This is a genomic window from Oscillatoria sp. FACHB-1406, assembly GCF_014698145.1.
Lineage (GTDB): Bacteria > Cyanobacteriota > Cyanobacteriia > Cyanobacteriales > Spirulinaceae > FACHB-1406.
The window spans coordinates 23,989-50,227 of the sequence record NZ_JACJSM010000003.1 but is presented as its reverse complement, the minus strand read 5'-3'; the positions used below and the strand labels follow the sequence as shown (position 1 = coordinate 50,227).

Below are 26,239 nucleotides of genomic sequence, written 5' to 3'. Positions count from 1 at the left end.
GAATTAAATTAATTTTTTCAAAAAATTGGTTTTATCAGTTTTAACCCTCGTTCAATAGCGATCGCTTGCCGATTTTCTTTTAACTCGATAACTCCCTCGACTCTCCCACTCAAACCGTTAAAGAATAAGTGAGATTTCAACCAACAACAATACCGTTCAAAGATAGAGATTCCTTAAGATTCAGTTCCATCAGATGAGGGGCGATTGATAGAATTGCCCTTCGGAAAGATCGTGTAGAGCAATTGATTGACGTGGATCTGACCGTAAACTGGCGTTCCTGGTGGTTTTGGCGCGATCGAGGCGGGCGGTTCCTCGGCGGGTGACGATGCAGCAGGCGGTTCGACCGCTTCAGGGGCAGACTCAACCGGAATTTCCGACGGTCTTTTGCCTTCAACGATCGCTTCGGGTGCTGGGATGCTAACTTCTGCATCGAGGGTTCTAGAAGTATCCCCGATAATCGACCCAGCGGGTACGATCTGCATCGGCTCGACCGAAGCATTAAAAATTGTTGTCACGCCACCGATGCAGGCATTCGCGCCGATCTTTCCCCTGCCCACTATTAAAACTCCCGGACCGAGACTGGCTCCCGTTTCAATTTCGATCGCACCGCCACAAGCACTTAGCACAACGCCCATACCGATGCAAACGCCGCTTTTAATCACAATTCGGCTATCGGGAGCCGCTCGCAAAATAGTTCCTGGCGCGATCGCGACGCTCGGATGAATGGTCACGTCGCCGCTAACTTGCACGTAAGCGGTTTCAATAAATTGCAAAGGTTGCAAAGGCATAGCATCAGAAAAATAAACAGCGAGCGAGGGCGAAGGGCAATCTCTAATCCCCTTCGCTATCTCGCCAGCGCGCTTCACGGACGTTGAATCACTTGCTCTAACACCCGCCGCTTCGCGTGCGAGTCAATTCCCAACAAGCGCACGTATTCTCCTGGATGCTCCTTAATGCAAGCTTCCAATTTCGCCAGCACTTCCGATTCCTGTTTGGATTCAATCGGAGAACAGATGTGCCAGGAACCCGTCTTAAACCGACGCTTGTCGGCGTGTTCGGTGCCAATCGTAAATCCGCCTTTTAATAGCGCCCGTACTTGGTCTACCACTTCAGCTTCCAAACGAGTATTCGCGGCTGTCGATCGCGAACTTTGGTAGCTTGCGGCCGATTGACCGAAACCTTTAGCTGCATTCGCCGGAGCGGAACTGTGCTTAGTCGAAGCTGAAGCCGAGTCGCCGGGACGCTGAATAATTGTTTCGACAACGCGGCGTTTAGTCTGAGTATCGATACCAATGATGCGAACGTATTCGCCTTGGTGGTCGCTCAAACAAGCTTCTAACTCAGCCAGCACTTGCGCTTCGTTCTGAGATTCGATCGCGGGGCAAGATTGCCAAGAACCCGTCTTAAACCGACGCGAGGAAGCGTGTTCCGTACCGACGCGGTAGCCACCTCGCAATAGCGAGCGTACTTGTTCGACGATTTCAGAACTCAAACCGCTGCTGGCGGCGTTGCTGCTGTAGCTGCTCGTCGAGCGCGAAGGGGCAGAAGCCTTACTATTATTGCCGTTGCTCGCTTCTCCGGGACGCTGAATAATCGTTTCCGAGACGCGAATGCGAGCGCGCGGGTCAATCCCCACCAATCGCACGTATTGTCCCTCATATTCGCGCAAAGAAGCGTAAATTTCAGACAGAACGCGGTCTTGGTGAGTTTGCGTGCCGTCAAAGGTCGAGCCGACTAACCAAGAACCGGTTTTAAAACGGCGCTTGTCCGCATATTCAAGACCGACTTTATAACCGCTCGCCAGCAGCGATCGCACGTTTTCTTCCAAATCGCCGTTCGCCGAGACGCGGTTGCCGACCGAGCCATTGCTACTCGGGCGGGCAACCACAGGAAGGTGATTTTTAGTGCTAGCTGTTTCGCCGGGACGCTGAATAATCGTTTCCGAGACGCGAATGCGAGCGCGCGGGTCAATCCCCACCAATCGCACGTATTCTCCTTCAAACTCGCGCAAGCAATTTTCAACACCTGCCAGCACTTTATCTTGGTGGGTCTGGGTTCCGTCGAATGTCGGACCGACTAACCAAGAGCCGGTTTTAAAGCGGCGCTTATCGGCGTGTTCGATTCCCACCTTATAACCGCTGGTCAGGAGCGATCGCACGTTTTCGTCCAAATTGCCGGTAGCGATTTGGCTAGGAGTGATGCTGCTGTTACCATTGCTGCCATTTGAGACCGACATGGAGGGGGCTGGAGCTTTCTTCGCAACTGAGACGCGACCGTTGCTCGACTCGCCGGGACGCTGGACAATACTTTCCAGCACGCGAGTTTTTGCTTTCGGGTCGATGCCGACCAAGCGAACGTACTGCCCTTCATGCTCGCTCAGACAAGCTTCTAAATCTGCTAAAACTTGGTTATCGCGACCTTGTAAGGAAGGTCCGCTCAACCAAGAACCCGTTTTAAAGCGTCGCTTGTCGGCAACTTCCGTGCCGACTTTGTAGCCTTGATTCAGGAGCGAGCGCACCTGTTCTACTGTTTCTGCATTCAAACTCATTTTTCTTTCGGACGCTGCCTTGCGTTCTACACCAAGATCGGCTCCAAATTCAGAGCCGTTTCGCGCGCTTTTTTTCAACCCGGACTGCCCCGAAAAAGCCCGGTGGCTGGCTGGGGCTTCCGCACAACGATACCCCGCGCGCAGGGCTTCATTGATTTCCGCAACGTGACGGACAAAGGCGCGATCGACTTCCTGCACTTCGGGCAGGCGATCCGCCTGTTGTTGATTGGTAATCACAGAACCGGAAGGTACATATCGACCTGCCGGAATTTCCACATCTTGAATCAGGGCGTGCATCATCACGATGCTGCCGTTTCCGACCCTTGCATTAAAAACGGTGGAGCGAAAGCCAATAAAGCAGTCGTCCCCAACGTAAGCCGGCCCGTGAACTAAGACCAAATGGGTAATGCAAGTATTCTTACCTATCCATGCAGAATAGTTATTTCCGTCATCGCCGATGACTCGACCTTGTTCCAGCCCGTGAATGACGACTCCATCTTGAATGTTCGTCCCGTCGCCAATAAAAAACGGAAAGCCTTCATCAGCGCGAATCGAAGTACCGGGCGCGATAAGCACATCGGCACCCACGCGCACATCTCCAATCAAATCACAGGAGGTATGAACGCAAGCCGATTCATTAAGTTTTGGCTCGGCTGAACTTCTCGACCCAGGAGTCGGGGGAGCCGCTTTAGTGCGGACCGCCATTCTCAATATTCCTCCTAAAATTAATCGTGCGTTGTCGAATTTGCGGGCGACTTCAAAGTTGTCACTTTCGCCTCTCGTCGCCGGGGGCTTCCGACGCACGCAACTCATTCACCTAGATTTACATTAAGCGATAGCGAGGTTCTTCTCGTTTGCTATAAAGTAGGTCGTTATTGACCGAAACCGTATCGATAATTCCGACAACTGTTGCATCGATCGGACGTAGATCGCTTTCTTCCGGGTAAGGCGCAACCGCGCGACGACTGACGAGAACCCATTCGTCCGCACCAGCACCCACCCGATCCGCTGCTACCTCATACCGAGGCAATAACTGCCCTTGTTCGTCAACAAATTGAACCAGGAGCAATTTCACTCCTGTCATCCCGGGAAGCTTGTGACTGCTAACGACTGTGCCGCGAACGATGGCAATTTGCATCGATATTCTATGCCTTACCGTCTTTGGATCGGTCGAGGATTGACGCTTTCCCGGAATTGTTCGACCGCTTCGGTATAGCGAATCGGCAGAACGTATTCTAAGTTTTCGTGGGGGCGGGCGATGATGTGATGAGAGAGAACTTGACCGCCCGAAACGCGCTTGGCGTTTTCGATTCCCGCAGAGACGGAAGCCTGGACTTCCGACACATCTCCCCGCACGATCACCGTCACTCTGCCCGTACCAATTTTTTCGTAGCCGACTAAGGTGACGCGAGCGGCTTTCACCATCGCATCGGCGGCTTCCACAACGGCAGGAAAGCCCAAAGTCTCTACCATTCCTACTGCAATTGACATTTTTTCTTTCTCCTAAGTTTTCAGGGATACTCAGATGTATAGAGGGAAGTATGCCCTCTATACCTCTCGCATTAATACGCTCGAAACTGTTCTACTTCTTCGGTGTAGCGAATCGGCAGAACGTATTCTAAGTTTTCGTGGGGGCGAGCGATGATGTGATGAGAGAGAACTTCTCCGCCCGATACGCGCTTAACATTTTCAATTCCCGCAGCGACGGAAGCCTGAACTTCCGACACATCGCCGCGCACGATCACTGTCACTCGGCCCGTACCGATTTTCTCATAACCGACTAAGGTGACGCGAGCGGCTTTTACCATCGCATCGGCGGCTTCCACAACGGCGGGAAAGCCTAAAGTCTCTACCATTCCTACTGCAATTGACATTTTTTAAACTCCATGAATCCAAGCGAACACAGCGCTGTGACGCTCTCAAAAAATCATAATCGAACGAGAGTCCGCTCTTATTTGTCTCGGCTCGATTTTTCTGCTTTCTTAAGCAGAGGCAGGCGAGCGGCTGGGTTTGAGTTCCCAATGTAAAATGAATTCCTGCTCTGTCAGTATTCCCCGTTTGGCGACCTAGAATACCGACCAGGAGCGTTACTTCGACGGGGACATCGACATTAATTTTTCATTCTAAAAATAAGCATAGATAACCTTTGTTCCTTTGACAATATAAGACTTTATGATTTTTTCAAATGGTTGTGTTAACAAAAATTAATCTAAGGAACGGAGGGGGTCGTTTCTCAAAAAACAAGGGAGGCTGTAGGGGAGGTCACAGTGTTTTATAATCTCTTTATCATGTTGGTTAGGGACCCAGAGATATCCCAAAAATTTTTTGAGGATGCGGCAGGTCGGGTACGTTGGCAGCCCTTCCCGAGGCGAGATTTTTATTTGAAGAGCGACGTTGATGAGTGAATGGCTTTTGCACAATAGTTGGTTTATTCCGTTCTACGGGGTAATTGGAGCCGCAATCACGCTACCCTGGTCGGCGGGATTTGTCCGCAAAACCGGGCCGAGACCGGCAGCTTACATTAATCTGTTCATGACCGTGCTGGCGTTTATCCACGGTTCGATCGTTTTTTGGGTGAGTTGGGGTCAACAGCCGCAGAAAATTGTTTTGCACTGGTTGCAAGTTGCGGACTTAGATTTAACTCTGGCGATCGAATTGTCGCCCGTGAGTTTGGGTGCGATGGAAGGCGTGGCAGGCATTAGCTTGCTGGCTCAAATTTATGCCCTCGGATACATGGAAAAAGATTGGTCTTTGGGGCGTTTTTACGGCTTGATGGGCTTATTTGAAGCAGCACTGTCGGGAGTCACGATTAGCGATTCACTATTACTCACTTACGGTTTACTCGAAACTCTAACGCTTTCAACGTATCTCTTAGTGGGGTTCTGGTATGCGCAACCCTTAGTCGTGACGGCGGCTCGCGATGCGTTTTTAACGAAGCGGGTGGGCGATATTATTTTATTGATGGGGGTGGTGGCGCTTTCGAGCTACGGGCAGGGTTTGAGTTTTTCTCAACTCGAGGAGTGGGCGGCAACAGCACCGCTACCGCCCCTGACAGCGGCGCTATTGGGGCTTTCGTTGATTGCAGGGCCGACGGGAAAATGCGCTCAGTTTCCGCTGAATTTGTGGCTGGATGAAGCAATGGAGGGGCCGAATCCGGCGGGAATTTTACGGAATTCGATCGTGGTGTCGGCGGGCGCTTACGTGCTGATTAAGTTGCAACCGGTGTTTTCGCTGTCGCCCGTGTCTTCGACGGCTTTAATTATCATCGGCACAACAACCGCGATCGCAGCATCGTTAATGGCGATCGCGCAGATCGATATCAAGCGTACTCTTTCCCACTCGACGAGCGCCTATCTCGGCCTCGTTTTCATTGCCGTTGGCTTGGGCCATGTCGATATCGCTTTCTTACTGCTATTCTCCCACGCGATCGCAAAAGCGCTCCTATTTATGAGCATTGGCTCGATCATCTTTAACACCAGCAATCAAAACATTACCGAAATGGGCGGCCTGTGGTCGCGAATGCCCGCCACGACGACAGCGTTTGCAGTCGGGTCTGCCGGTTTAATTACGCTACTGCCCTTGGGAATGTTCTGGACGCTGAATCGCTGGTTTAATGGGTCTTGGCAAGTCTCTGGCTGGCTACTGGGAATCCTCTGCTTGGTGAACTTCCTCAGTGCGATTAACTTAACGCGGGTCTTTCGCTTAGTCTTCTTAGGCGAATCGCAAATGAAGACGCGACGAGTGGTTGAATCTCCTTGGCCGATGGCCGTGCCGATGGTTTCCCTAACAATCGTTACCCTCCTCGACTTCATGATTCCCCAACGTTGGTCGCTATGGTTAAGTTCTACTGCGCCCTTCTTCGGAGTCGAACAAGCCGTCGTTCCCTTGGCGATGCCGCTGTTAGTTGCGTTTAGCGCCATTGGCTTCGCGATCGGCTTAAAGATGGAGTTACACCGCGCTTGGGCAAGGCCGACGCAAAAGTATTGGCGATTGCTGCAAGACCTTTTCGCTTACGATTTATACATCGAGCGCATTTATGGTGTGACTGTCGTCCTTGCCGTGTCGCTCTTCTCGAGATTTACAGCGTGGCTCGATCGCTATATCGTCGATGGCTTAGTGAACTTCGTCGGTTTGGCGGCAATTTTCAGCGGCAATGCTCTGAAATATAATGTCTCCGGTCAGTCGCAGTTTTACGTTTTGACCATCGTTGCCAGCGTCGCTTTGCTCTTCGGCTTACTCTTCAGCGGACAGTGGGCGGCAATTTCTGCCTATTGGTCGTCGGCTTTCGGCCCTTAGTTGTCAGTTGCGAGTTATCAACTGTCAATTGTCAATTATCTATTCTCAATTATGCTCAGTGCCTTAATCTGGATTCCCGTACTCGGCGCGATCGCGATCGGTTGTTGGCCTCAAGATGAGCAGGGAAAGCAAGCGCGCCGAATTGCTTTAGCGATTTCCGGCGGCTTGTTCCTGTGGACGCTTTATCTCGGCTTTCGCTTCGACCCCCAACAAACACAAACCCAATTCACTGAATATCTACCTTGGATAGCCGGGTTGGGCCTCAATTACCATCTCGGTCTCGACGGTCTGTCCTTACCGCTGATCTTCCTCAATAGTTTCCTCACTCCGATCGCAATCTACAGCAGCAGTCCCGCCCTACCGCGCCAACGCTTTTACTACGCCCTACTCCTTCTCCTCCATGCAGGGGCTGCGGGTGCTTTCCTGGCTCAAGATTTGCTCCTATTTTTTCTGTTCTACGAACTCGAACTGATTCCCCTTTACTTCCTGATTGCGATTTGGGGAGGAGGACGGCGCGGTTACGCAGCCATGAAGTTCCTGATCTATACCTCCATTTCTGGCTTTTTCGTCCTAATCTCGTTTTTAGGAGTCGTTTGGCTGACGGGCGCGCCCAACTTCGACTACAAACCCCTCGCCGCACAAGTCCTTCCCCTGAGCCAACAAATCCTTTTGCTCGTCCCCTTGCTGCTCGGATTATTTATTAAGATTCCCATCTTTCCCTTCCATACCTGGCTTCCCGACGCGCACGTCGAAGCCTCAACGCCAATTTCTGTACTACTGGCGGGAGTGTTATTGAAACTGGGAACCTACGGTTTATTAAGGTTTGGCGTGGGTATGTTTTTAGATGCTTGGGTCGTCCTCGCACCCTATTTAGCCTATTTAGCCGCGATTAGCGCTCTATACGGTGCGTTTGCCGCGATCGCGCAACAGGATATGAAAAAGGTCGTTGCCTACTCCTCGATCGCGCATATGTCCTATATCCTCCTCGCCGCCACCGCCACTACCCCCCTCAGCTTGGAAGCCGCCGTTTGCCAAATGATCGGTCACGGCTTAATTTCTGCGCTTCTCTTCCTCGTCGTCGGCGTAGTTTACAAAAAAACTGGCAGCCGCGATGTTAACTATCTCGTCGGCTTACTCAATCCCGAACGCGGTTTACCCTTGATTGGTTCGCTGACGATTTTAGGCGTGATGGCGAGTGCGGGACTGCCGGGAATGATCGGGTTTATTGCCGAATTCCTCGTCTTTCGCAGCAGTTTTCCCCTCTTCCCGATTCCGACGCTACTGTGCATGGTCGGAACCGGTTTAACCGCTGTTTATTTCCTGTTAATGGTCAATAAAGTCTTTTTCGGCCGTCTCACCCCGGAATTGGGGCAACTGCCTCGCGTTGATTGGAGCGATCGCTTTCCGCCCATTATTCTCGCCGTTTTTATCATTATCTTTGGGTTACAACCGAGTTGGATGGTAAGGTGGAGCGAAACTCAAACCGCTGCCTTAATTATTAGTCCGGAGTTGCGAGTGTCTCAAAGCCAATCGCTTTCAGCAATGAAGACTTTGCATTAGGGCGTTTTCACCACGTACTGTTTAGCAGGATTATTAGCATCCAGAGGTGGCAACTTACTTTTAGAAACAAGGGCTTGATGGATTAAAGCAGCCGCCGTGCCGCGATCGAGAATTCCTGCCGGTTCCAATCGTCTTACATCGGGATGATTGACCGAAATTCCGGCCTGCGTTACGGCTGCCACTGCATTGACCGCCTCTGCGGGAACTTTATCGGCATCTTCGTAATGTTTTTCCAAATATTCCCGTGCCGTAACGGGCGGGCGAGGAGCAGCATTGAGGACAGCCGCTTTCGGCGTAGCTTGAGGGACTGGCCGCGGTGGGACAGCGGCAACAGCAGGGCGAATGAAAGACTGCATCAGCGCTGTCATCGCCAAAGGAAACGCCAGATTATTTTTAGCAACACGCCGCCGCTTCTGGGGAACAACGGCAGCAGGAGGGGCAGCGATGGGAGCGGGTACGCCCGGTGGTGCAGCGGCAGTATTTGCGTAAGTCAAATTCAGACCTTCAGCTAAAGCCACTAGCGCTTCTGATTTGGTTATCTCAGTTTTGGGCTTAAAGGTATTGTTGGCCAAGCTTTTCATAAAACCGGTTTGATAGGCTTCTTCAATTGGCGCAGCCGCCCAATAGCCTTTCGGGACATCTTGAAAAGAACTGCCGCTTTCGATATTTCGGATCGGCTCGCGATTGAAGGCTTGACGAATAATCGCCGCGAACTCATCGCGATTGAGGGCTTTTTGGGGTCTGTAAGTTCCATCGAGGTAGCCGGTTACAATGCCCTGTTGATTGAGGACTTCAATAAACGGACTTGCCCAGTAATCGGCGGGTACGTCGGGAAATCCAGCCGCTGCTGGACTGGGGGAAGCACAGACGAGACAAAGCGTTGCGCTGATTAAGGCGATGGGGGGTAGGGAACGGTGTAAATTGTCAATCATGTTGGGTTTCTCCTGATATTCCCGATCTTAAAGATAGGAGCAATATTTTTTGAGGGAAAATGAATAGGGGTTTGAAGTCGAGTTGGTTATCTTTAGGATTGTAGCGATTAGATTGAAAATTTCTGCAAAATTACAGCAGATTTTCCCGATTTCATCATTAACTTTACTTCAATTGGATAATTGATTAAGAATCGAGAGTCTTAGTTTTTAAAGTACCGGGTTTTTCTCTCTGTTTCATTCAAACTGCTTTATTTCGTATTTTTAACATAAGTAATAAAATTACATCTATCTTTTGGATGAGATAGAAAAACTTATTTTTCTATCAACTGATAGAAGGGCAGCTAGAGGATAAACGCCTATATAATAAACGCTCGAGATTGAATAGATCTTTACAAATTTAAGAAAAATTTTCTCAAAACTGAGAAGAAAAAAGGAGATGTCTAATGACTTATGTTGAACCACCGAGAGAACCTTACGCTGAAACTGTTGCTCAGCCTGCGGTTGCGAGTTCGGTTTTTGATTACCACGATCGCGTGCGTTGGGGACCGATTGTAGCCGGTCTCGTCATCGCGATCGCAACGCAATTAGTGCTGAGTGCTTTAGGTGGCGGGCTGGGCTTAACGGCCGGTGCGACAGGAACAGACGCGGGCGCAGTTGGAATTGGTGTCGGAATTTGGGCGATTATCAGTTTATTACTCTCGCTCTTTATCGGCGGTTGGGTGGCAGGAAAAACCAGCGGTCCGATGAACAGTAAAACAGCACTGCTCAACGGTGCAATTCTCTGGGCGACGACGTTAGCATTAGGCTCTTGGTTGTTAGCAATGGGCGTTTCCGGAACCTTTGGCGCGATCGCGGCTAATGCTGGAGAAGTCATCAATCAAGTGCAAGAATCTGGCGGAATTGACCCGAATGCCGTTCCCAGTCCCACCGTTCAACAAGCTCAAAATGCAGCAGGCGATGCAGCGAAAGCCGCTTGGTCGTTCTTGCTCGGATCGTTGCTCGGTTTAGTGGCAGCGATGGCAGGTTCGTCAGTTGGGGCAACGAAACCTCGCGTTGTTCGAGTGGACTAACAGCAGCGTGCGAGCTTCTTGCTGACTTCAGAGGTCGCGCGCGCTATTCCCCGCTCTGCGGTACAGTAGAAGTAGCACCCCGCACAACATTCCTAGAAGGGTAAAGCTTTTAGACCCCGTTTTTTTATGAATCAGAGCAGCGATCGCAACATTAACGCCGATAACGATCCAGACATCATCGCCGAGAGCCGTCTTGAAATGGTCGAACTGCTCGGAGTCTCCGAAGCAGCGTTAGGGAACGAAGACGACCTGACCGGCGGCGATATTGATGACAATTCTTACTTAGCTGAAGTTTCGGGCGAAGAAGCAATCGGCGGTTCTGCTCCTACGCCCGACCAGAGTAACGTCGATGAAAACGCTCATGCGGTCGGCGTAGAACTCTCCGACTCCGAGACAATCAGGATGAGGGACAAACTCGAAGCCCGCGACGAGCATCGTTGGGAACTCGACCCGGATTCGAGCGAAGATGAGGAAGACGAATAACGGACTACGAGTAGAACGCTACATCAAAGAACGCAAGCGCTGAACTAAATCGGGCGCTTGCAGAACGCCTTCAATGCGATCGACGGGCTGACCGTTTCGGAACAAAACGAGCGTCGGCAATGCTTGAATCTGGTATTGCGTTGCGAGGCGCGGGTATTTATCAGTGTCGATCTTGACAATCTGCAATTGATTGTTCATTTGCGCGTTCACCTGCTCGAGAATGGGAGCCATCATTTGACACGGGCCGCACCAAGTCGCATAAAAATCAACCAGAACGGGGACTTCAGCGTTAGCGAGCAGTTCGGCAAAACTGGAAAATTGCTTTTTAACAGCCATAACGGTAAATGTAATGGGTTGAGGGGAACTAAAACTTTTGGGCAATATGTTTATCAATTTAACGCGATCGCGCGGGTAATTTGTAGTTCGTAATTCGTCATTCGGTAGCGGGGAAACAAGCTTCGGGCGAACCGTTCGACCTCTCGCTGTCTCAACGTTGTCAATTGTCAATTGTCCATTATCAATTATGTCACCCCGTCCCCCAATCTCCCAACTCGATAACTGTCGATCGCGATAGTGTACAATTCCGAGAGCAGAATTGCGGTATTGGGATTAAAAAGCACATTTCATGAACGTTTTGCCAGAACATTTACAAAATTTGAAAGAAAAAGTCGCGCTCGTCACGGGAGCTTCGAGAGGAATTGGACGCGCGATCGCGTTAGCCCTCGCCGCCGAAGGTGCAAAAGTCGCCGTTAACTACGCCCGAGGCAGCGAAGCAGCAGAAAAAGTCGTCGCGGAAATTACCGAAGCTGGAGGCGACGCGATCGCATTACAAGCCGATCTTTCTATCGCCGAAGAAGCCGAACGCTTAATCGAACAAACGCACAAACACTACGGTCGCATTGACGTACTTGTCAACAATGCCGGGATTACCCGCGATACCCTGCTTTTGCGGATGAAACTCGAAGATTGGCAAGCCGTGATCAATTTAAACCTCACGGGCGTTTTCATCTGCACCAAAGCTTTTAGTAAAATCGCCCTCAAACAGCGCAGCGGCAGAATTATCAACATCGCCTCCGTTGCCGGACAAATGGGCAATCCCGGTCAAGCCAACTATAGCGCCGCTAAAGCTGGAGTTATCGGCTTCACCAAAACCGCAGCTAAAGAATTCGCCAGCCGAGGAATTACCGTCAACGCCGTCGCGCCGGGATTCATCGAAACCGACATGACACACGACCTCAAAGCCGACGACATCCTCAAATATATCCCCGCCGGACGCTACGGCAAACCCGAAGAAGTAGCGGGTCTGGTACGTTTTCTCGCCGCAGATCCGGCTGCTGCTTACATTACCGGACAAGTCTTTAACGTTGATGGCGGGATGGTGATGGCTTAAAGGGCGCTGAAGGCAAAGCAATCGCAGCCTTGTCGTTTTGGGGTTAGCAAGGCAGCTTTACGATTGTCGAGCAGCTTTGTTACTTCCAGCTTAATCATTTCGACGACATGGCGATCGCACTTCGTGAGAAAGTCCTCGGAAGAAAGTTCGCCTTTAAAAAACGCTTCCCTCTCCGGCTGCATATTGCGAATTGCCGCAAAACCCAGATAGGAAACGATGAAAGCAGCTAAGGGCGAATTTTTCAGATCGTAATTACTTCCTTCCGCACGCCCCACTTCCAACAACTGCAACACTTCTTGCTCGATATCGTCGTTCGGCTTGCGGGGATTGAGAATGTGGGGAAGATAATCCGTTAAGCGACCGATGGAAATATCAGAATTGGGCAACTCGCCGACCATAATCGCTAGGGAAACGTCTTGACCGATACGCATTGAAAGTGCTTCAATGATGGCGATCGCAGCTAATTTGCTTTCTAAATAAAGCCGTCCCACCCTCAAATTGCGCCGCGCCTGCGCTACCAAATCCCGATAAGTTGCATCGTCTGGTTCGCCCCGAAACTGCGTAAATACAACCTCGGGTTTCAGAAACGTCAAAAAACCCGCCATCTTACCCAAAGCCGTTCGATAATCGCGTACTGTATAAGATCCCGACTTTTGAAGGTTGTGGTTCGTCTCCGGTAATAAGTCCCAAGTGCTGTTTAAAAAAACCGCAGAAATCGGGTGGGCAAAACTGGAAACATCTCGATTGCTCATTCTTACTGCTCGCTGAACCGTGCGCGCCATCTCCTCCTCGCTTAAGTTCAGGTCGAACAGTTGGTTAGCCGACTGCAAGCGTTGATAGAGTAATTCCCTCGGACTCAAGCCCGCCTCCGAATGGGGACGAAAAGGAATGGTCGCCTCGATACAAGTTCCGATTTGCGCCAGCAAAGCGCGAGGGGCAAAAGGTTCGAGGACTTTCGCCGCCACCACCGCACTTAAAAATTCATTTTGTCCGGCGAAGGGAGAAAGGGTTTGACCGGGGCTGAAGTTAAAAATCGTGCAGAGTAGCTCGAAAGTGGGGTCGTGGGGAAGTTCGTCGCGATCGCGGATTAAAATATTGCCTCGATCTTCTTCAATAAAAGATGCCATATAGTAGGTGAGATTGAAATGAATGCTGCCGTCCACTTGCGCGTAGACAATATCGTGGAACAGCGCAGCTAACACTTCAATGGCATCCGTAGAATCGCCCACTGCAAAGACGTGTTCGGGGGAATGGAAACAGCGCCAAGGTCCGGTCATCGTTTGGACGATGAGTTTGGCAATTCTGTTCAGTCGGTCTGGGGGGATTTCCAGGTCTAACGCCCGGGTAGCCCAGTAGAGCTTTTCGAGACATTGGGCGCAATCTTCATCGAAACTCATAAGCACTCTTGCTGACAGTAAGTTAGAAAATTGAATAGTGGCTACTGCGCCGAGCGAAGGGCTTGCAGGCGAATGTTCGATAGAGACCCCGGTATCGGTATAGATTAAACTCTCCTAGGAGAGACTTGCGATCCCGCAGGGATCCGCGAAGCAACGGGTCATCGCTCGAATCGAGACTTAATCCAGTATTATTACAGTCTTAAACATCTGCGCTTCGAGTCAAACTGTACCAAACTCCCCAGTTAATACGGATAAGTTTAACAAAAACAACAAGCTTCCGGTCAATTTGTTGAATTTTCGGTAAACTCTTTTCTTCCCTCAAGACTTCACCATGCGAGCAAATAATTGTTCGTAGCGATCGAGCGCTTCTTCAAAGGCATAGTTTTCCAGGGCGTGCTGGCGACTCTTTTCACCCAAAGTTCGCGATCGCTCGGGATCCTGGTATAACTCCAAAATCGCTTCGGCTAACGCCTTGGGATCTTCAGGCGCTACCACTAAACCGCCGCCGGAAGTTGCGATCGCTTTTGCCGCCGTTCCCGTCGCCGGAACCGAAGCAATAATCGCCCGCCCACTCGCCAACAACACCTGAATTTTTGAGGGCATATTAAAAGCAATAACATTTTTCTTCTGCACGACTAACCCGACATCAGCAGCCGCTAGCATTTCAGGAAGTTTTTCGCGCGGTTGGAACGGGCGCAACGTTACATTCGTCGCGCCTTGTTGCTGGCAATAGTCTTCAAGTCTGGCTAGGGCTTTTTCCTCGCCGACAATAACAATTGCAATCTCCGGATAATCCGCAAGGTACTTGGCTGCATCGATAACCGTTTCCAAACCTTGCGTTAGCGCGATGTTCCCCGAATAGAGGACGACAAACTTACCTTCGAGGTTGTTTTGGCGGCGAAACTCATTCTCATCTCGCGGCAGCGGTTTAATAAAGTTCGTATCCACCCAATTGGGAATGAGGACGATTTTATCGGCGGGTACGCCCTTAGCTAGGAGGTTATCGCGGAATCCTTCTGCAATGACGGTAATTTTATCGGCTGCGCGATAATTAAACCGTTCGATCGCTTCAAAAACCCGAATCGCCTTTTTACCGCTAATTAACCCCACATGAACGGCTGCATCCGGCAAAATATCTTGGAGGTTTAAGATCGTCGGACAGCCGTAAATCTTGCTCAACAACGTTGCGGGGTAGCCCACCGGCAATCCCGGAACCGTGAAAATGAGTAGATCCGGCCGCCAACCCCCCAAGGCTTGGATAAAACTCAAACTTGCAAAACTGATTTCAAAGAGGGCGCGGTTGAGGAAACTGCGCTTCGGGCTAGAACGGACGTAGCAGCGATGAATTTTTACACCGTTACGCTCTTCAGTGACATAGAGTTTGCCGCGATATTCCTCATAAATTTCGCTCTTAGGATACCAAGGCACTGCGGTAACGACGCGCACCTGATGCCCCCGCTTGACTAGCCCTTCTGCAAGATCGGTCATTAAAGGGGCAATGCCAATCGGTTCGGGGTAATAGTTGTAGGAATAGAGCAGAATTTTCATCAAAAGTTTTGGGTTTAAAACCCCGTCCAGTTCGGCAGGCACTCAGACAAGCATTCGACTGAAGTTCGATAATTGAGACTTAGGCGCGATCGCGAGCGTGCATTGCTTTAAGGACGGCTTTACAGAGTCGGATAGAAATCGTCAATGACTCACAATAAGCGAAGCCTAGTCATAGAATAGCGGCGCAGAAAAATTAGGAGTAACGCCACCTTCTAGGGCAGTGGGGATGTCAAAAGAGACGATGAATCTGGATGAGCATCAATAACCAATGAAAGGTTAGCAGCAAACAAGGCTAGCGCCTCTATTTTTATTAATTCCCACATTGTTAGCAAGAGCATTCATCCATCACTTAAAAGCATCCGGAAGCTTTAGATTTGTAGCGGTACACCTGCTGAAGTCAGGATTAAGGCGGAACTCGCGCCGATCGCCTCCGTCTTTTTGCGTAAGTGTTTAACGCAACTTATCATCATGTCACTCAAAACTTGCCGCCCTAACTGGAGTGGATTCTGGCTCGCGATCGCGCTATCAAGCAGTTTAATCGCGGGCTGCACCACCAGCCCCCCAGCAGGTCAAAACGATCCAAATCCGACAGCAACCGCCTCTCCCGCCCCAGAAACCCCCCAAACAGACGCAACTTCGACACCCGTTACACCCCCAGTTAACGGAAAATGGACGGCAATTGTTCCCGGTCAAGAAGTCGAAGGGTTGAACTTCGGCAAAGAAGGCAACCTTAAAGTTGGGGATAAAGTTTTGCTCGATAAAATTATGGTCAGCGGCAGTAGCGATGGTTCCATAACTTACGCCAAAAGCTTGACTATTTCCCCTTCTTCCCCCTCCGGCAACTTTACCTTTTTCCGCGCTTGCGAAAGTCTACCGGGCGAACCGGGACTCTGCTGGGCTTTATATTTAGTCGATCGCGCCCGGGGTCAAGTCTTTCGACCGCCTGCTGCCAAATATGCCGTCGAAGACTGGGTGCAATGGTCGCCCGACGGACGTTATGCTCTTCTAACCAGTACATTAGAAGGAGCCTATTGGCTGCACGCGATCGATTTACAAGCGGGCGAGAAAACCGTCAACATCGAACTCGACCAACGTCGCCCCCAACTCGATAGCTTTGCATGGCAGCAAGGTAGCAAGTTTAAGATCGCAGTTGGCGAATCTCAGAAAGAAACGTTTGCCCTCGATCTTCCCACCCTTTTCGAGAAAAATCCCAACGGTTGTACCCTCGGTACGGCACTCCAGGCTAGAAACTGCCCCGTACTGCCTGCAAGCGCCCCATAGCAGGCGATCGCGCCCTCTAGGTCGAAGTCGTTTTTTCCCCAAGCGTGTAAACTAGATTGATTTGATGGCGGTTCGATCTAAACTCCATTAAGAAGTATCGTATTTGGCTCTAGGAGGCTTTTCGCGATAATGCAACGAACTCAAAAAATCGTTTTATCTTTTTTGTTATCAGCGCTGTTGCTGTTAAGTACCACCGCTTGTACGAAGGCTCCTCCTTCTCGCTTCGACCAAGCGCAGAAAGAAAGCACCCAGAAAAAGGTGGATGCTGTCTCGGACAAGGCGACGGCGGGCGGGAAATTTAATAAGTTTTTCCCCAAGTCTGGAAGCGGCTACCAAGTCATTTACACCCAAGAGAAAAAAGGCTTTGCTGAAGCGGCGCTGAAAAAGGGCGGTAAAGAAGTGGCAAAACTCGCCATTTCTGATATTAGTAGCGTTCCGGGAGCGGCTGCTAAGTTTCAGAACAGCGGCATTGATAAAGTTAGCGGCTATCCGGCAGCCAATCAAGGCAGTACGGCGACGGCTGTTTTGGTTAATAATCGCTACCAAGTGAAAGTTCTGTCGCGCGATCCGGCGTTTAAGGAAAGCGATCGCAGAGCTTGGCTGGGTAAATTCAATCTGTCAGGCTTAGCCGGTTTAAAGTAGTCAATCGTTCCTCAATTTAACAATCTAAAAATCCCGATGAGCAAACCGATTTTTCAGTTGGTGGACGAACTTCCCACCAATAACTTGACCATATTTTCCCTCAAATCTCTCGACTGGGTAGTTCCCGGTGAGTGGGAAAATTTAGTCGGATTTGAGAATAGCATCCGTGCCATTACTGGCGAAACGGATGAGTCGATGATTCAAGCGATCGGCGATCGCGCTGTTTACCTATTTAACGACAAATCCGAAGGCTACCAACGCGCTCTCTGGCTCTATCAAACCATCGACAGCACTGGCAGCACGATTGGTAAAGTTGCCCTCGCGAATAAAGTCGGCGAAAAGATCGGCTTATTGGGTTTCCTCAACCGCATTACCCCCAAAGCCGACAAACTGCAAACCCTCGATTTAAGTTTGAAGCTTGTCGTCGAAATCCTCGCTTTCTGTCAAGTTAATGGCATTCCCGGCGATAGCATCGGCGATTTCGTCGCTTCCTTAGTTAACAACTATACCGGGCCTTCTTTGATGCGGATGGCTGCTTTAGTTTGTTTTGATGGCTTGATTCCGCTCGGACCGGACTTTATCCGCAAAGTCTCTTCCAATCTTGGTATGCTTAGTCCCCAAGAACTGGAAAGTAACGAGGCGTTCAAACAAATTAACGATTCGATTCCCGGCAATTCTACCCCCGGCAAACTCGCTTTCATCGGAGAAAGTTTTGACTCCGTTAAAGGCTGGATGAGCGATCTAGTCGCCTCGCGCGGATTAACTCCTCAGAAAGTTGCCGGTCCAATGAAAAGTTTCATCGATTTTTCGGACGATAATTTAGATTATCTAGCGGCGTTTCTGGATATGTCTACTAACTACTACGAACATACCGGAATTCAAAGCTTAACCCGTAGCTTAATCGAGCGGGCAGTTGCGGAAATTTAACGCATTGCTAGCCGTTTAATCGGACAGATCGCTTTAAGTTAAGAAAAACCGAGTTTCTTGGAAAGTCTGGATTCGATCGCTAGATTTTTAATCCAAAACTCGGTTTTTAATGTTGTAGCCGGTTTCCAGGATTTCACGTCAAGTGTATGAAACAAGCAAACCTCGATAAATTAGCTGAAGAAGCCGTTTCCCACAACCCAGAAATCCTCAAAAAAGTGATGTTGCGATCGGGCGAAATTCCTCACTTGACCCACTTTGCCCGAGCCCGCTTTCCGATCGGAAGTATAGCCGCCGCGCACGCTCATACGGATATCTGCGAAGTGTTTTTTGTCGAAGCCGGTGAGGGAACAATCTATATTAATGGTATAGCTCATATCCTTTCACCGGGAACTTGCATTGCCGTCGAACCCAATGAAATCCATGAAGTCGTTAACAGCGGTCGAGTGGAATTGGTTTTAACGTACTTTGGGCTGCAAGTTTAAACTCGAACTGTAAACATTTCTTAACGTTAGGTTCAAAATTCCGAAAAAGGCGAATCGGTGATTGTAGCGATCGCAAGGAAGAATTGCACCTGAATCAAACCCCATTCAAACCCCGAACCGATCGTGCTAACTAATCTCTTACACCGCACTACTGTTTTAGCCTTATGCGCTTTAACCGTTTCGCCTTATGCAAGCTTACCGGCTTTAGCAAAAGAGGATTCTTCCCCCGCGCCTACATCCGAATTACCCCAAGAAGCGAAGTTTGCAACGGTTTATGAGGAAGCAAAAGCTAAGCTACCCGAAGACCTTTACATTCTCTATCGCATCGTGGAACGGATGGCACGGGCAAATAATCTCGATGAGTATCCTTGGCGCGTCTCCATCGGCGAAGCCGACGAGATGGATGCCTACGCCACTGAAGAAAATTTGATGGTTATTTCCTTTGGCTTGCTCGATCGCATGGCGGGCGATGTTTCTGCCCTCGCTTGCGTTGTCGGTCACGAAATGGCTCACCATATTAACAAGCATTCAGCAGTTTTCACCGCTCGGGCTTCGGAATGGCGAGAAGGACTCGATAGCGATAATCAAGAGGACGTGCAAAAGTACGAGGAACAATCGGCAGAATTGCGGCGCGCGCAAGAACTCGAAGCGGATGCGTGGGGATATCGTTACGCGACGAGTGCGGGATTCGATGCCTCTGGATGCGAGCGCGGATTCAACCTCCTCTCCCGACTGCCCGATTCGCTGCGGGATAGCGATAGCCATCCTGCCGTTCCCAAACGCCTCGAAGCGCTCAAAACCTTAATGGCTGGAGAACCTCCCCAAACGTTAGCAACCAAAGGCGAATCGTTCCTGAAAGCAACAACCCCGCTTTCTTACGAAATGATTGACCAAGAAGGGCGAAAGTGGTTGCGAATCAATTCCGAACGCGGCGGCAGTTTCCAACAGGACTGGGAGCGTCTATTTCCCGAAGATGCTTCCAAAAAATAGCGAAACGAAGCCGATAAGCTAACTGTTTTCTCCGTTTAAGCGGAAGACAAATTGTATATCGAACATGGCTCAGGTCGGATTTGAACCAACGACCTTGGGCTTATGAGTCCCCTGCTCTGACCTACTGAGCTACTGAGCCGTTATTTAGTGCTTAGCTATTATAGCGCAAATAAATCTACTTTTCCACTTTTTTTTGACAAAAAAATCGGGGAAAAACTGGCATTCTTCCCCGAGCGAACTAATTGAACTTTTAGTTATTTTTCATAATTCGAGGCATTCCAACCTAACGAGAAGGCAGGTAAGCGATGGGGTTCACCGCACTACCACCACCGGGGTGGACTTCAAAGTGCAGGTGAGGACCGGTACTATTACCGGTACTGCCCATTAAGGAGATGCGCTCGCCCTGCTCGACCCATTGTCCTTTGCGGACGAGGAGTTTGCTGTTGTGGGCATAACGGGTCACGCTGCCGTCGGCGTGACGGATATCGACCATGTTGCCGTAGCCGCCAGAATTCCAGCCTGCGCTTACGACTTCGCCGCTTGCCGCCGCGAAAATGGGGGTTCCGGTCGGGCCGGCAATATCGATCCCTCGGTGCATCCGACCCCAACGGGGACCGTAACCCGAAGTCAGTACACCGGCTGCCGGCCACATATAGCCGTTAAATTGAGCCGGTCTATCGGGTAAATAGCGATCCGGGGAGAGGGGCGGTAATTCCGGTGCAACCTGGATTCCGGTTTGGGGGCGAGTGTTGGGGTTGTACTCGACGGGGGGAACCGGCGCGATCGCAATCTGGGTGGAAGTTTGCGGCTCGATGGCGTTAGCTTCTACCGCTTGCGTGCTTTTAGCTACCGGATTGCGATTGTCTTGAACCCGAACGCTGTAAACTTGGAGGGCATTAGCGCCCGTCTCGGCACTCTCCGAGCGCTGAGAGCGATCTTGCCATTCGGGGTTAACAGCGGGAACCGGAGTTGCATCGGCAACAAGGGTGGCGGTATTGCGACTCGCGGTAGGGACGGTAGCGTTCGCTGCGTTATTCGTGCGGTATTCTTCGCGCATCCGCATAATATCGGCTTTTAATCGCTCGATGTAAGGGTTGGGCGAAGCATTGACGACGGTGCTTTCTTCTGAAGTGCTGCCGCCTTGGGATTCCGCATTGGAGGTTGTCGAAACAGCAATGGATTCGGTTGGCTGGGGGCGAACCGACTCTAGCGGTTTGGGGCTAGAGGCAATGGCGGATTCGGTCGGAACTACCGTACTGGGACGATTTTCCGCCACAATTGCGGGAAGTTGCTGAGGGGTCTTAGCCGCAGCACTCGGCGTTTCGCGCGGTACGATCTCGAGACCGGGAATGACTGTCTCGTAGCGTTCTCCATTCGGACGCAGCGATTGCGGCTGAGGGATTCTGAGTTCTTGAGCGATTTGAAGGGAGTGCGGATTCTCCAAACCGTTGAGTCGAACGATTTCGGAGCGAGATACGCCGTAGCGTAAAGCAATGGCATCAATCGTATCGCCCGATTGGACTTTGTAGCTGACTTCACCGCGAGGGCTGCTAGCGGTGGCGGCTTCCGGCGCAATCAGTTCGGGTTCGGAGGCCTTGGAGGAGGATTGAGCTTCAACCGGTCGGGAGGAATTTTCCGCGCGAGCGACGCTGGTTTGCGACGGCGGTACGGGAATCAAAACCGGCTGTTCGGCTCCCTTCAACTCCGTTTCGGGTGGCGGTACGGGGATAGAAATGGCTTCGTTATTCGCACTAGCATCCACAAACCCCGGCGTTCTAGCAACTTCTGTTGGTACGGTGGGGAGAATGGCTCGAGGTTGCACGCTCGCTGAGGACTCCGCGTTGGCTGAGGGAGTTGCGATCGCGGGATCGGAGGATACAGAAGTAGATGCAGTCGGTGATGTTTCTAAATCTTCACTGTTTTTCGCGGGTTCGTTGAGTTGCGCGAAAACGACTTTACTGTGTTTTTTATTGGCGACGGTCGTTCCTGAATCGAGGGCTGTTTCAGGTCGGCTTAAGGCTCCTTGCTTGAGTTCGACGACAGCCGGAAAAGAGGCACTGGCGTTAGAACTCTCGGTCGGGGTTGTTTCTGGCAGACGGGCTAAGGTTGAAACCGCTGCGGGAACTTTGGTTTGGATTTCATTAAGACGCTCGGCAGCTAGGGCTTGACTTTCATCTAAGCTAGCAACGGCTTGAGGAACTTCCGTTTGGGAGACGGCTTGATAAGGGTTATTCGTTGCTTCTGCGGGGAGGGGGCCTTGCGGAAGAGTGGCTTCCGCTGCATTGGCTTTGTCAGTGGCATGAGGGAATAGAACTCCCGCAGTCGCGCCCATCGAAATTGCTGCTAAACTGAGTAACGTCGAAGGACGGACTCGACGACCTTCGTTGGCGATCGGTTTAACGGTTGCCGCAGCACCATTGGCTAGTAGTAAAGACAAATCGATCGGGTCTGTCTGGCAGGGGGGAACGAGTTGAACTTTGGGTGTGAGTGAGCGTTTCAAACGACCTCCTAAAGTGTCTGTAATGAGCAATAGACTGTCTTGCGTGCGAGCGCTAGCTTGGAGCCTCTGGCTTGCAAGGTGACACGGGTCACTCATTAAGTCCGATCTAGATCGTTGACAGTCAAGTTGGGCTAACGTCTAACCTAGGCTAGGTTACTCTGGTTTTTCGATTTAGACAAGAGCTATCTCTATTAAAAAAACTTTTTAATCGAATTAAACCCTTATCTGTACGGGATTCCAGCCTTTGGTCGCCTTAATTTGTTTTAGAGGAATGCACCCGAAGTTCGAGCAATCTGGCGATTTTAAAACCCGATTTGAACGGTTCTCAACAGAGGTCTAAAAGCCACTTTATCGCTAACTTCAGGCTTTAGTAATCCCCGATTGCTATGAGATCGCTCCCCTAAAAAGGGAGACAATCTAGTCTAGCCTGCTTTGCCCTCCTTCACCGCCACATTTGATAGAAAATTCTTATCTAGAAGTTCTATCGTTCCTTAAATCGGGCTAAAGCCAACCGGCAAGACCAAAGAAAAGGCAACCTTATTTTTAACCTCCATAGAATCAACTTTTTCCATCAATAACCCCGTATCTAGCGCTGTTTGGGGGTTAAGTTGACCGAGACTCCTCTAGGGCTAGAGTCTGCGCTCAAAGGCTCGCTCGTATCTATATACGACTGACTCGGACGCGAACAGGATAGAGCCAAAATTTTTGAGGACGTTGCTGTAATCTCTTGCTATTTAAGCCCTAGAGTGTTTTTTGCGGTGAAGGAAAATTCGAGACCGCTTTGAATTTATGATTTTTTTTGAACGCGCCCTTCAAAAGTATCAAAAATTCGGATGAATTGAAGAGAAGTGGTTGAGTTGTCGTCTGGCTTCAAACAGCCCGAGGGCAGCGCTCACGGAAAGATTAAGACTGCGGACATTTTTTTGCGACATCGGAATATAAACTGTGGCCTGACAAGCCCGTAAAATTTCGGAAGATAAACCTCGGGTTTCGCTGCCAAAAAGCAACCAATCATCAGTTTGGAATTGAAATTGCGCGTAATTACTGGCTCCCGTCGTACTAAAACCAATCAGTCGCCCACCTCGAGCTTGTTGGAAGGTGTAAAATTCGTCGATATTCTCGTGGACGTGCAGTTTGACATAAGGCCAGTAGTCCAATCCAGCGCGTTTGAGATGGCGATCGCTAATTTCAAACCCCAAAGGGCCGACTAAATGCAACGCTGTATCCGTCGCCGCACAAGTCCGAGCGACATTTCCCGTATTTGGGGGAATCAACGGTTCGACGAGAACGATCCGCAGTTGATTGTCTTGGGGGGGGCTAAGTTGATGGGCTGGTTTCACGTTCGCTTCAGGGGGCAATCGATTCGCACAATAATTTATTTTCAAGTTCTTTCTCTCGCTCTTCCGCCGCTTGGATGGCTTGTACGAGAACTTGCTGGGGGGTTAAACCGGCTTGATGCTGTCCCAACCATTTTTGCGCGGTATTTCCCTCGCGAAGAATTTTTTGCAACGGAGAGAGAAAACAGCTAAAACCGCGCTGTTTGGCAACGGGATACACTTGTTCGTACAATTGAGCAATCCAGTCGCGCGCCAGAAGAGTGCGGTTGTCCTGCCAGTGTTGCAGGGGGGCATCCAAGCTATAGCGAGCGGCTGCATCCTCGTTGCGATCGCTGAGGGCAGCCAGTTCGGCTGGAGTATAGGGACTGAGCTCGAGCGGATCGAGATTTGGATCTGCGAGCATTTGAATCAGGCGTGCTTCCAACAGAGCGGTAATCGCCAGGAGCGCGATCGGATCGGTCACAAGATCGCAGATGCGCAGTTCCAAGCGATTGAGGTTGTAGGGGCGGCGATCGCCGTTCGGACGTACCGAAGACCAAAGATGGCGCACATTCTGCATCGTCCCCAATTTTAACTGTTCTTCCGTCCAGCGAATGAAGTGGGCGTGACTTTCAAAGAGGGGAACTTCGGTAGGAGTTTTCGGGAAGACTCCCCAGCGGGTGGAATGGTAGCCGGTGGGTTGGCTGTCGAGGAAGGGAGAGGAAGCGCTCAGAGCCAGGTAGAGCGGGGCTTCAAGGCGCACGAGACGACAAGCGCGGATCAAATCTTCGGGGTTGCTGATGCCGATATTAATATGAATGCTGGCAGTAACGACTTTGGTATGATAGGTTTGCTCGATGTAGGTATGGTAAGGGTTGTTGGGGTCGGAGCGCCAAAAGCGATCGCTCCCGCCTAGGGAAAGCGTACTGCCGGGAATGAGGGTATAGTCGCCGATGCGCTGGAGGTAAGCCCTAAGTTGCTGGCGGGGACGAAGGATAGCACACAACAGGCGATCGTAACAGGAGAAGGGTGCGGTCGTATATTCGACGTTGCGACTGTCGGGTTCGCGCACGAAGGGACCTTTTAAATTTTGGACGATCCGATCCGAGAGGCCGACAATCTCGCCTTGACGAGTCCCGGTGTAGATTTCGATTTCAAAGCCTTTGGATAGCAGCACGGTTGTTTCCTTTTGCGAGCTTTTGTTTATTATCGTCTTTCTGTAGCTGGATAGACAGCACGCGCTCCAGTTCGGCATTAAACTGTGCTACTGAAAACAATTGGCTTTCCGGACTCGATCGAGCCGGGAGTCATGCCCAATCAACTTAAGACGGCGGTAGGGGAACAAAATCATAACCCGTCCCCGATTTACTCCCCGGTTTGACTTCGACTAAAATTGCTGCACCGTTGCGATCGCCCGAGGGAAGAAATTGAATCGCTCCGGTGGCCCCCTGCGCCGAAAAATCGGGGGATGCGATCGCGTTTTTTAAACCCTCGCGACTCGTTCCTCCCTGCTTTAACCCGGCAATAATTGCCTGCATCGCATCGTAAGCCAAAGCACTGCGCCAATTCACCTGCCCTCCCCACAGTCGCGTCGCTCGCTCGGTGAAGGGATTGCCCGGAAAGGCTTCGGGATTCCAGGGAACGGCTAAAACCATGCCATTCGCGTTGGCCTGTCCTTGTTTCAACGTCTCAAAGGTATACAGGGCAGAACTGCCGAACAAAGCCAAACGGCGCTGATTTTCTTTAGCTAGCGCGATCGCGACATTCAGCCGATTGACACTAGGAACGAGCAACAGTCCATCCGCCCCATTACTAATCGCCTTCGACATTATCGTACTCGGATTAAAATCAGGAGCCGCAAAATCGCAATTCGTCGGCGCGATTCGTCCCCCATCGGCAAACATCGCAGAAGTGAATTCCTCTTTCAACGAACTGCTATACTGCGCCTGCGAATCGATACAGATGGCGATATTGCGAAGGTTGCCCTGTTTGACGGCGTAGCGAGATAGGGAGTCAGCTTGAAAGCGGATGCTGGGAATAGTCCGAAAGATGTAATCGCCAGCTTCGGCAAGGGCTTTCGCATCGCTGGTTGGAGAAATCATAACCAGTTTCCCTTTTTCGTATTCTGGGGCAGCGGCGAGGGAAGCGTTGCTGGAGTTGTGACCGACAACAGCTAAAATTTTCTCATCCTTAACGAACGCGCGCGCGAGTTCTGCGGCTATTTCTGGCTTATTGTCGTCGTTGGTAATTTCGACTTGCAACAGACTATTATTAATTCCGCCCGCCTGATTGATTTCGTTTTGGGCTTGGGCAACGCCGCGCAGGATTTCTTTGGCAATGTCGAGATTGCCGCCAATGGGAACCGAAACGGCAATTTTAAAGGGATTGCGGTTGGTGGCTTTGGCATTATTGAGGTAGATTAAGGTTTCCGGGTCGTTGGCTTTGGCTTTGAGGGAGGCCTGGAATTGTGCGATCGCGCCCTCAACATCGCCCTTCGCCAGCGCTTCCACCCCCGCTTGCTTCTGCGGTGTTGTATCGGCAGCCAGCAAAATCTTCTCGCCTAAACTCTGCCGCTCGCTCGTAGCAGAGCCATTTCCTCTGTTAAGAATAGAGTTGTTACTCTCTCTGCCCCCCCCAGTCGCAAACTGATTTTTAAACAGCCAAAATCCACCGCCGAGGAGAGCAAGCGTGATTAAAAGGGCAAGGATTAAAGCTGGCGTTTCATTTCTTTGAGTCATCTCAAAATCGGGGACAAAGGGACATCGAACAATCGATATTAATCTAACGTGAGTTGGATGAAGAGAGTCTATCCCTAAGTTTTAACAAACGCTAACAGGGCGCTTAAACCATCAAAGGCTGGGGGAGACACAACCGTTG

23 protein-coding genes and 1 tRNA gene are annotated in these 26,239 nt (G+C 50.7%); 10 read left to right on the top strand and 14 right to left on the bottom strand.

The features are described from left to right. Positions 1-173: 173 nt before the first annotated feature. From H6G50_RS04465 to H6G50_RS04445, 5 genes are all read right to left on the bottom strand, one after another. Positions 174-788 (bottom strand): hypothetical protein, encoded by a 615-nt coding sequence (locus H6G50_RS04465; protein WP_190713698.1) that lies wholly within the window; start codon positions 786-788, stop codon positions 174-176. A 74-nt stretch (positions 789-862) separates the two neighbouring features. Further along, a complete protein-coding gene (locus H6G50_RS04460) occupies positions 863-3,253 on the bottom strand; it encodes a ribulose bisphosphate carboxylase small subunit (RefSeq protein ID WP_190713696.1) in 2,391 nt (796 codons plus the stop codon). Between the two features lie 118 nt (positions 3,254-3,371). Then, positions 3,372-3,686, bottom strand: coding sequence for a EutN/CcmL family microcompartment protein (locus H6G50_RS04455; protein WP_190713695.1), 315 nt, complete (start codon positions 3,684-3,686; stop codon positions 3,372-3,374). 14 nt (positions 3,687-3,700) lie between these two features. After that, a complete protein-coding gene (locus tag H6G50_RS04450) occupies positions 3,701-4,039 on the bottom strand; it encodes a carbon dioxide-concentrating mechanism protein CcmK (protein WP_190713694.1) in 339 nt (112 codons plus the stop codon). A 71-nt stretch (positions 4,040-4,110) separates the two neighbouring features. Further along, the gene (locus H6G50_RS04445; protein ID WP_190713693.1) at positions 4,111-4,422 is read right to left on the bottom strand and encodes a carbon dioxide-concentrating mechanism protein CcmK; all 312 of its coding nucleotides are present in this window, start codon (positions 4,420-4,422) and stop codon (positions 4,111-4,113) included. Positions 4,423-4,945: 523 nt separating this feature from the next. Here H6G50_RS04445 and H6G50_RS04440 point away from each other — a divergent pair. Both H6G50_RS04440 and H6G50_RS04435 read left to right on the top strand, forming a co-directional pair. Next, positions 4,946-6,844: an NAD(P)H-quinone oxidoreductase subunit F gene (locus H6G50_RS04440; protein WP_190713692.1), complete on the top strand. Its 1,899-nt coding sequence runs from the start codon at positions 4,946-4,948 to the stop codon at positions 6,842-6,844. A 51-nt stretch (positions 6,845-6,895) separates the two neighbouring features. Continuing rightward, positions 6,896-8,404 carry an NADH-quinone oxidoreductase subunit M gene (locus H6G50_RS04435; RefSeq protein ID WP_190713691.1) on the top strand — a complete coding sequence of 503 codons (1,509 nt, stop codon included), beginning with the start codon at positions 6,896-6,898 and terminating at the stop codon, positions 8,402-8,404. Here the strand turns inward: H6G50_RS04435 and H6G50_RS04430 are convergent. Beyond that, entirely contained in the window at positions 8,401-9,336 is a 936-nt protein-coding gene (locus tag H6G50_RS04430; RefSeq protein ID WP_190713690.1) for an S-layer homology domain-containing protein, read from the bottom strand. The two genes, H6G50_RS04435 and H6G50_RS04430, sit on opposite strands and share 4 nt — an antisense overlap. Before the next feature lie 443 nt (positions 9,337-9,779). Between H6G50_RS04430 and H6G50_RS04425 the strand changes: the two genes are divergently transcribed. Both H6G50_RS04425 and H6G50_RS04420 read left to right on the top strand, forming a co-directional pair. Then, positions 9,780-10,406: a hypothetical protein gene (locus H6G50_RS04425; RefSeq protein ID WP_190713689.1), complete on the top strand. Its 627-nt coding sequence runs from the start codon at positions 9,780-9,782 to the stop codon at positions 10,404-10,406. Between the two features lie 126 nt (positions 10,407-10,532). Continuing rightward, a complete protein-coding gene (locus tag H6G50_RS04420; protein ID WP_199302703.1) occupies positions 10,533-10,889 on the top strand; it encodes a DUF6335 family protein in 357 nt (118 codons plus the stop codon). A gap of 18 nt (positions 10,890-10,907) precedes the next feature. On the opposite strand, the gene trxA is transcribed toward H6G50_RS04420, so the two are convergent. Further along, positions 10,908-11,225 (bottom strand): thioredoxin, encoded by a 318-nt coding sequence (gene trxA / locus H6G50_RS04415; RefSeq protein WP_190713687.1) that lies wholly within the window; start codon positions 11,223-11,225, stop codon positions 10,908-10,910. 289 nt (positions 11,226-11,514) lie between these two features. On the opposite strand from trxA, the gene fabG reads away from it, so the two are divergent. Then, complete coding sequence (fabG, locus tag H6G50_RS04410; protein ID WP_190713685.1) at positions 11,515-12,279, top strand: 3-oxoacyl-[acyl-carrier-protein] reductase; 765 nt, start codon at positions 11,515-11,517, stop codon at positions 12,277-12,279. Here the strand turns inward: fabG and H6G50_RS04405 are convergent. Both H6G50_RS04405 and H6G50_RS04400 read right to left on the bottom strand, forming a co-directional pair. Beyond that, on the bottom strand, positions 12,276-13,676 hold the full coding sequence (locus H6G50_RS04405) for a hypothetical protein (protein WP_190713683.1): 1,401 nt from the start codon (positions 13,674-13,676) through the stop codon (positions 12,276-12,278). The genes fabG and H6G50_RS04405 overlap by 4 nt on opposite strands. Positions 13,677-13,994: 318 nt before the next feature. Beyond that, entirely contained in the window at positions 13,995-15,224 is a 1,230-nt protein-coding gene (locus tag H6G50_RS04400) for a glycosyltransferase family 4 protein (RefSeq protein ID WP_190714121.1), read from the bottom strand. 468 nt (positions 15,225-15,692) lie between these two features. Between H6G50_RS04400 and H6G50_RS04395 the strand changes: the two genes are divergently transcribed. From H6G50_RS04395 to H6G50_RS04375, 5 genes are all read left to right on the top strand, one after another. Further along, positions 15,693-16,505 (top strand): hypothetical protein, encoded by an 813-nt coding sequence (locus tag H6G50_RS04395; RefSeq protein WP_190713681.1) that lies wholly within the window; start codon positions 15,693-15,695, stop codon positions 16,503-16,505. A 129-nt stretch (positions 16,506-16,634) separates the two neighbouring features. After that, complete coding sequence (locus tag H6G50_RS04390) at positions 16,635-17,147, top strand: hypothetical protein (protein ID WP_190713680.1); 513 nt, start codon at positions 16,635-16,637, stop codon at positions 17,145-17,147. 36 nt (positions 17,148-17,183) lie between these two features. After that, a complete protein-coding gene (locus H6G50_RS04385; protein WP_190713678.1) occupies positions 17,184-18,074 on the top strand; it encodes a hypothetical protein in 891 nt (296 codons plus the stop codon). Between the two features lie 146 nt (positions 18,075-18,220). Then, positions 18,221-18,556, top strand: coding sequence for a cupin domain-containing protein (locus H6G50_RS04380; RefSeq protein ID WP_190713676.1), 336 nt, complete (start codon positions 18,221-18,223; stop codon positions 18,554-18,556). Positions 18,557-18,679: 123 nt separating this feature from the next. Next, complete coding sequence (locus tag H6G50_RS04375; protein ID WP_190713674.1) at positions 18,680-19,546, top strand: M48 family metallopeptidase; 867 nt, start codon at positions 18,680-18,682, stop codon at positions 19,544-19,546. A 65-nt stretch (positions 19,547-19,611) separates the two neighbouring features. On the opposite strand, the gene H6G50_RS04370 is transcribed toward H6G50_RS04375, so the two are convergent. The 5 genes from H6G50_RS04370 to H6G50_RS04350 all read right to left on the bottom strand — a co-directional run bounded on the left by H6G50_RS04370 (position 19,612) and on the right by H6G50_RS04350 (position 26,100). Beyond that, positions 19,612-19,685, bottom strand: a tRNA-Met gene (locus H6G50_RS04370). A gap of 144 nt (positions 19,686-19,829) precedes the next feature. Next, positions 19,830-22,046: a peptidoglycan DD-metalloendopeptidase family protein gene (locus tag H6G50_RS04365; RefSeq protein ID WP_190713672.1), complete on the bottom strand. Its 2,217-nt coding sequence runs from the start codon at positions 22,044-22,046 to the stop codon at positions 19,830-19,832. Between the two features lie 821 nt (positions 22,047-22,867). Next, a complete protein-coding gene (locus H6G50_RS04360; RefSeq protein ID WP_347239869.1) occupies positions 22,868-23,386 on the bottom strand; it encodes a tRNA (cytidine(34)-2'-O)-methyltransferase in 519 nt (172 codons plus the stop codon). Positions 23,387-23,393: 7 nt separating this feature from the next. Continuing rightward, on the bottom strand, positions 23,394-24,539 hold the full coding sequence (gshA, locus tag H6G50_RS04355) for a glutamate--cysteine ligase (RefSeq protein WP_190713670.1): 1,146 nt from the start codon (positions 24,537-24,539) through the stop codon (positions 23,394-23,396). Between the two features lie 145 nt (positions 24,540-24,684). Next, on the bottom strand, positions 24,685-26,100 hold the full coding sequence (locus tag H6G50_RS04350; RefSeq protein ID WP_190713668.1) for an ABC transporter substrate-binding protein: 1,416 nt from the start codon (positions 26,098-26,100) through the stop codon (positions 24,685-24,687). Positions 26,101-26,239: the final 139 nt, after the last annotated feature.

Coding starts and splice junctions, on each gene's coding strand:
- H6G50_RS04465 (WP_190713698.1), bottom strand. CDS start 788: ATGCCTTTGCAACCTTTGCAATTTATTGAAACCGCTTACGTGCAAGTT.
- H6G50_RS04460 (WP_190713696.1), bottom strand. CDS start 3,253: ATGGCGGTCCGCACTAAAGCGGCTCCCCCGACTCCTGGGTCGAGAAGT.
- H6G50_RS04455 (WP_190713695.1), bottom strand. CDS start 3,686: ATGCAAATTGCCATCGTTCGCGGCACAGTCGTTAGCAGTCACAAGCTT.
- H6G50_RS04450 (WP_190713694.1), bottom strand. CDS start 4,039: ATGTCAATTGCAGTAGGAATGGTAGAGACTTTGGGCTTTCCTGCCGTT.
- H6G50_RS04445 (WP_190713693.1), bottom strand. CDS start 4,422: ATGTCAATTGCAGTAGGAATGGTAGAGACTTTAGGCTTTCCCGCCGTT.
- H6G50_RS04440 (WP_190713692.1), top strand. CDS start 4,946: ATGAGTGAATGGCTTTTGCACAATAGTTGGTTTATTCCGTTCTACGGG.
- H6G50_RS04435 (WP_190713691.1), top strand. CDS start 6,896: ATGCTCAGTGCCTTAATCTGGATTCCCGTACTCGGCGCGATCGCGATC.
- H6G50_RS04430 (WP_190713690.1), bottom strand. CDS start 9,336: ATGATTGACAATTTACACCGTTCCCTACCCCCCATCGCCTTAATCAGC.
- H6G50_RS04425 (WP_190713689.1), top strand. CDS start 9,780: ATGACTTATGTTGAACCACCGAGAGAACCTTACGCTGAAACTGTTGCT.
- H6G50_RS04420 (WP_199302703.1), top strand. CDS start 10,533: ATGAATCAGAGCAGCGATCGCAACATTAACGCCGATAACGATCCAGAC.
- trxA (WP_190713687.1), bottom strand. CDS start 11,225: ATGGCTGTTAAAAAGCAATTTTCCAGTTTTGCCGAACTGCTCGCTAAC.
- fabG (WP_190713685.1), top strand. CDS start 11,515: ATGAACGTTTTGCCAGAACATTTACAAAATTTGAAAGAAAAAGTCGCG.
- H6G50_RS04405 (WP_190713683.1), bottom strand. CDS start 13,676: ATGAGTTTCGATGAAGATTGCGCCCAATGTCTCGAAAAGCTCTACTGG.
- H6G50_RS04400 (WP_190714121.1), bottom strand. CDS start 15,224: ATGAAAATTCTGCTCTATTCCTACAACTATTACCCCGAACCGATTGGC.
- H6G50_RS04395 (WP_190713681.1), top strand. CDS start 15,693: ATGTCACTCAAAACTTGCCGCCCTAACTGGAGTGGATTCTGGCTCGCG.
- H6G50_RS04390 (WP_190713680.1), top strand. CDS start 16,635: ATGCAACGAACTCAAAAAATCGTTTTATCTTTTTTGTTATCAGCGCTG.
- H6G50_RS04385 (WP_190713678.1), top strand. CDS start 17,184: ATGAGCAAACCGATTTTTCAGTTGGTGGACGAACTTCCCACCAATAAC.
- H6G50_RS04380 (WP_190713676.1), top strand. CDS start 18,221: ATGAAACAAGCAAACCTCGATAAATTAGCTGAAGAAGCCGTTTCCCAC.
- H6G50_RS04350 (WP_190713668.1), bottom strand. CDS start 26,100: ATGACTCAAAGAAATGAAACGCCAGCTTTAATCCTTGCCCTTTTAATC.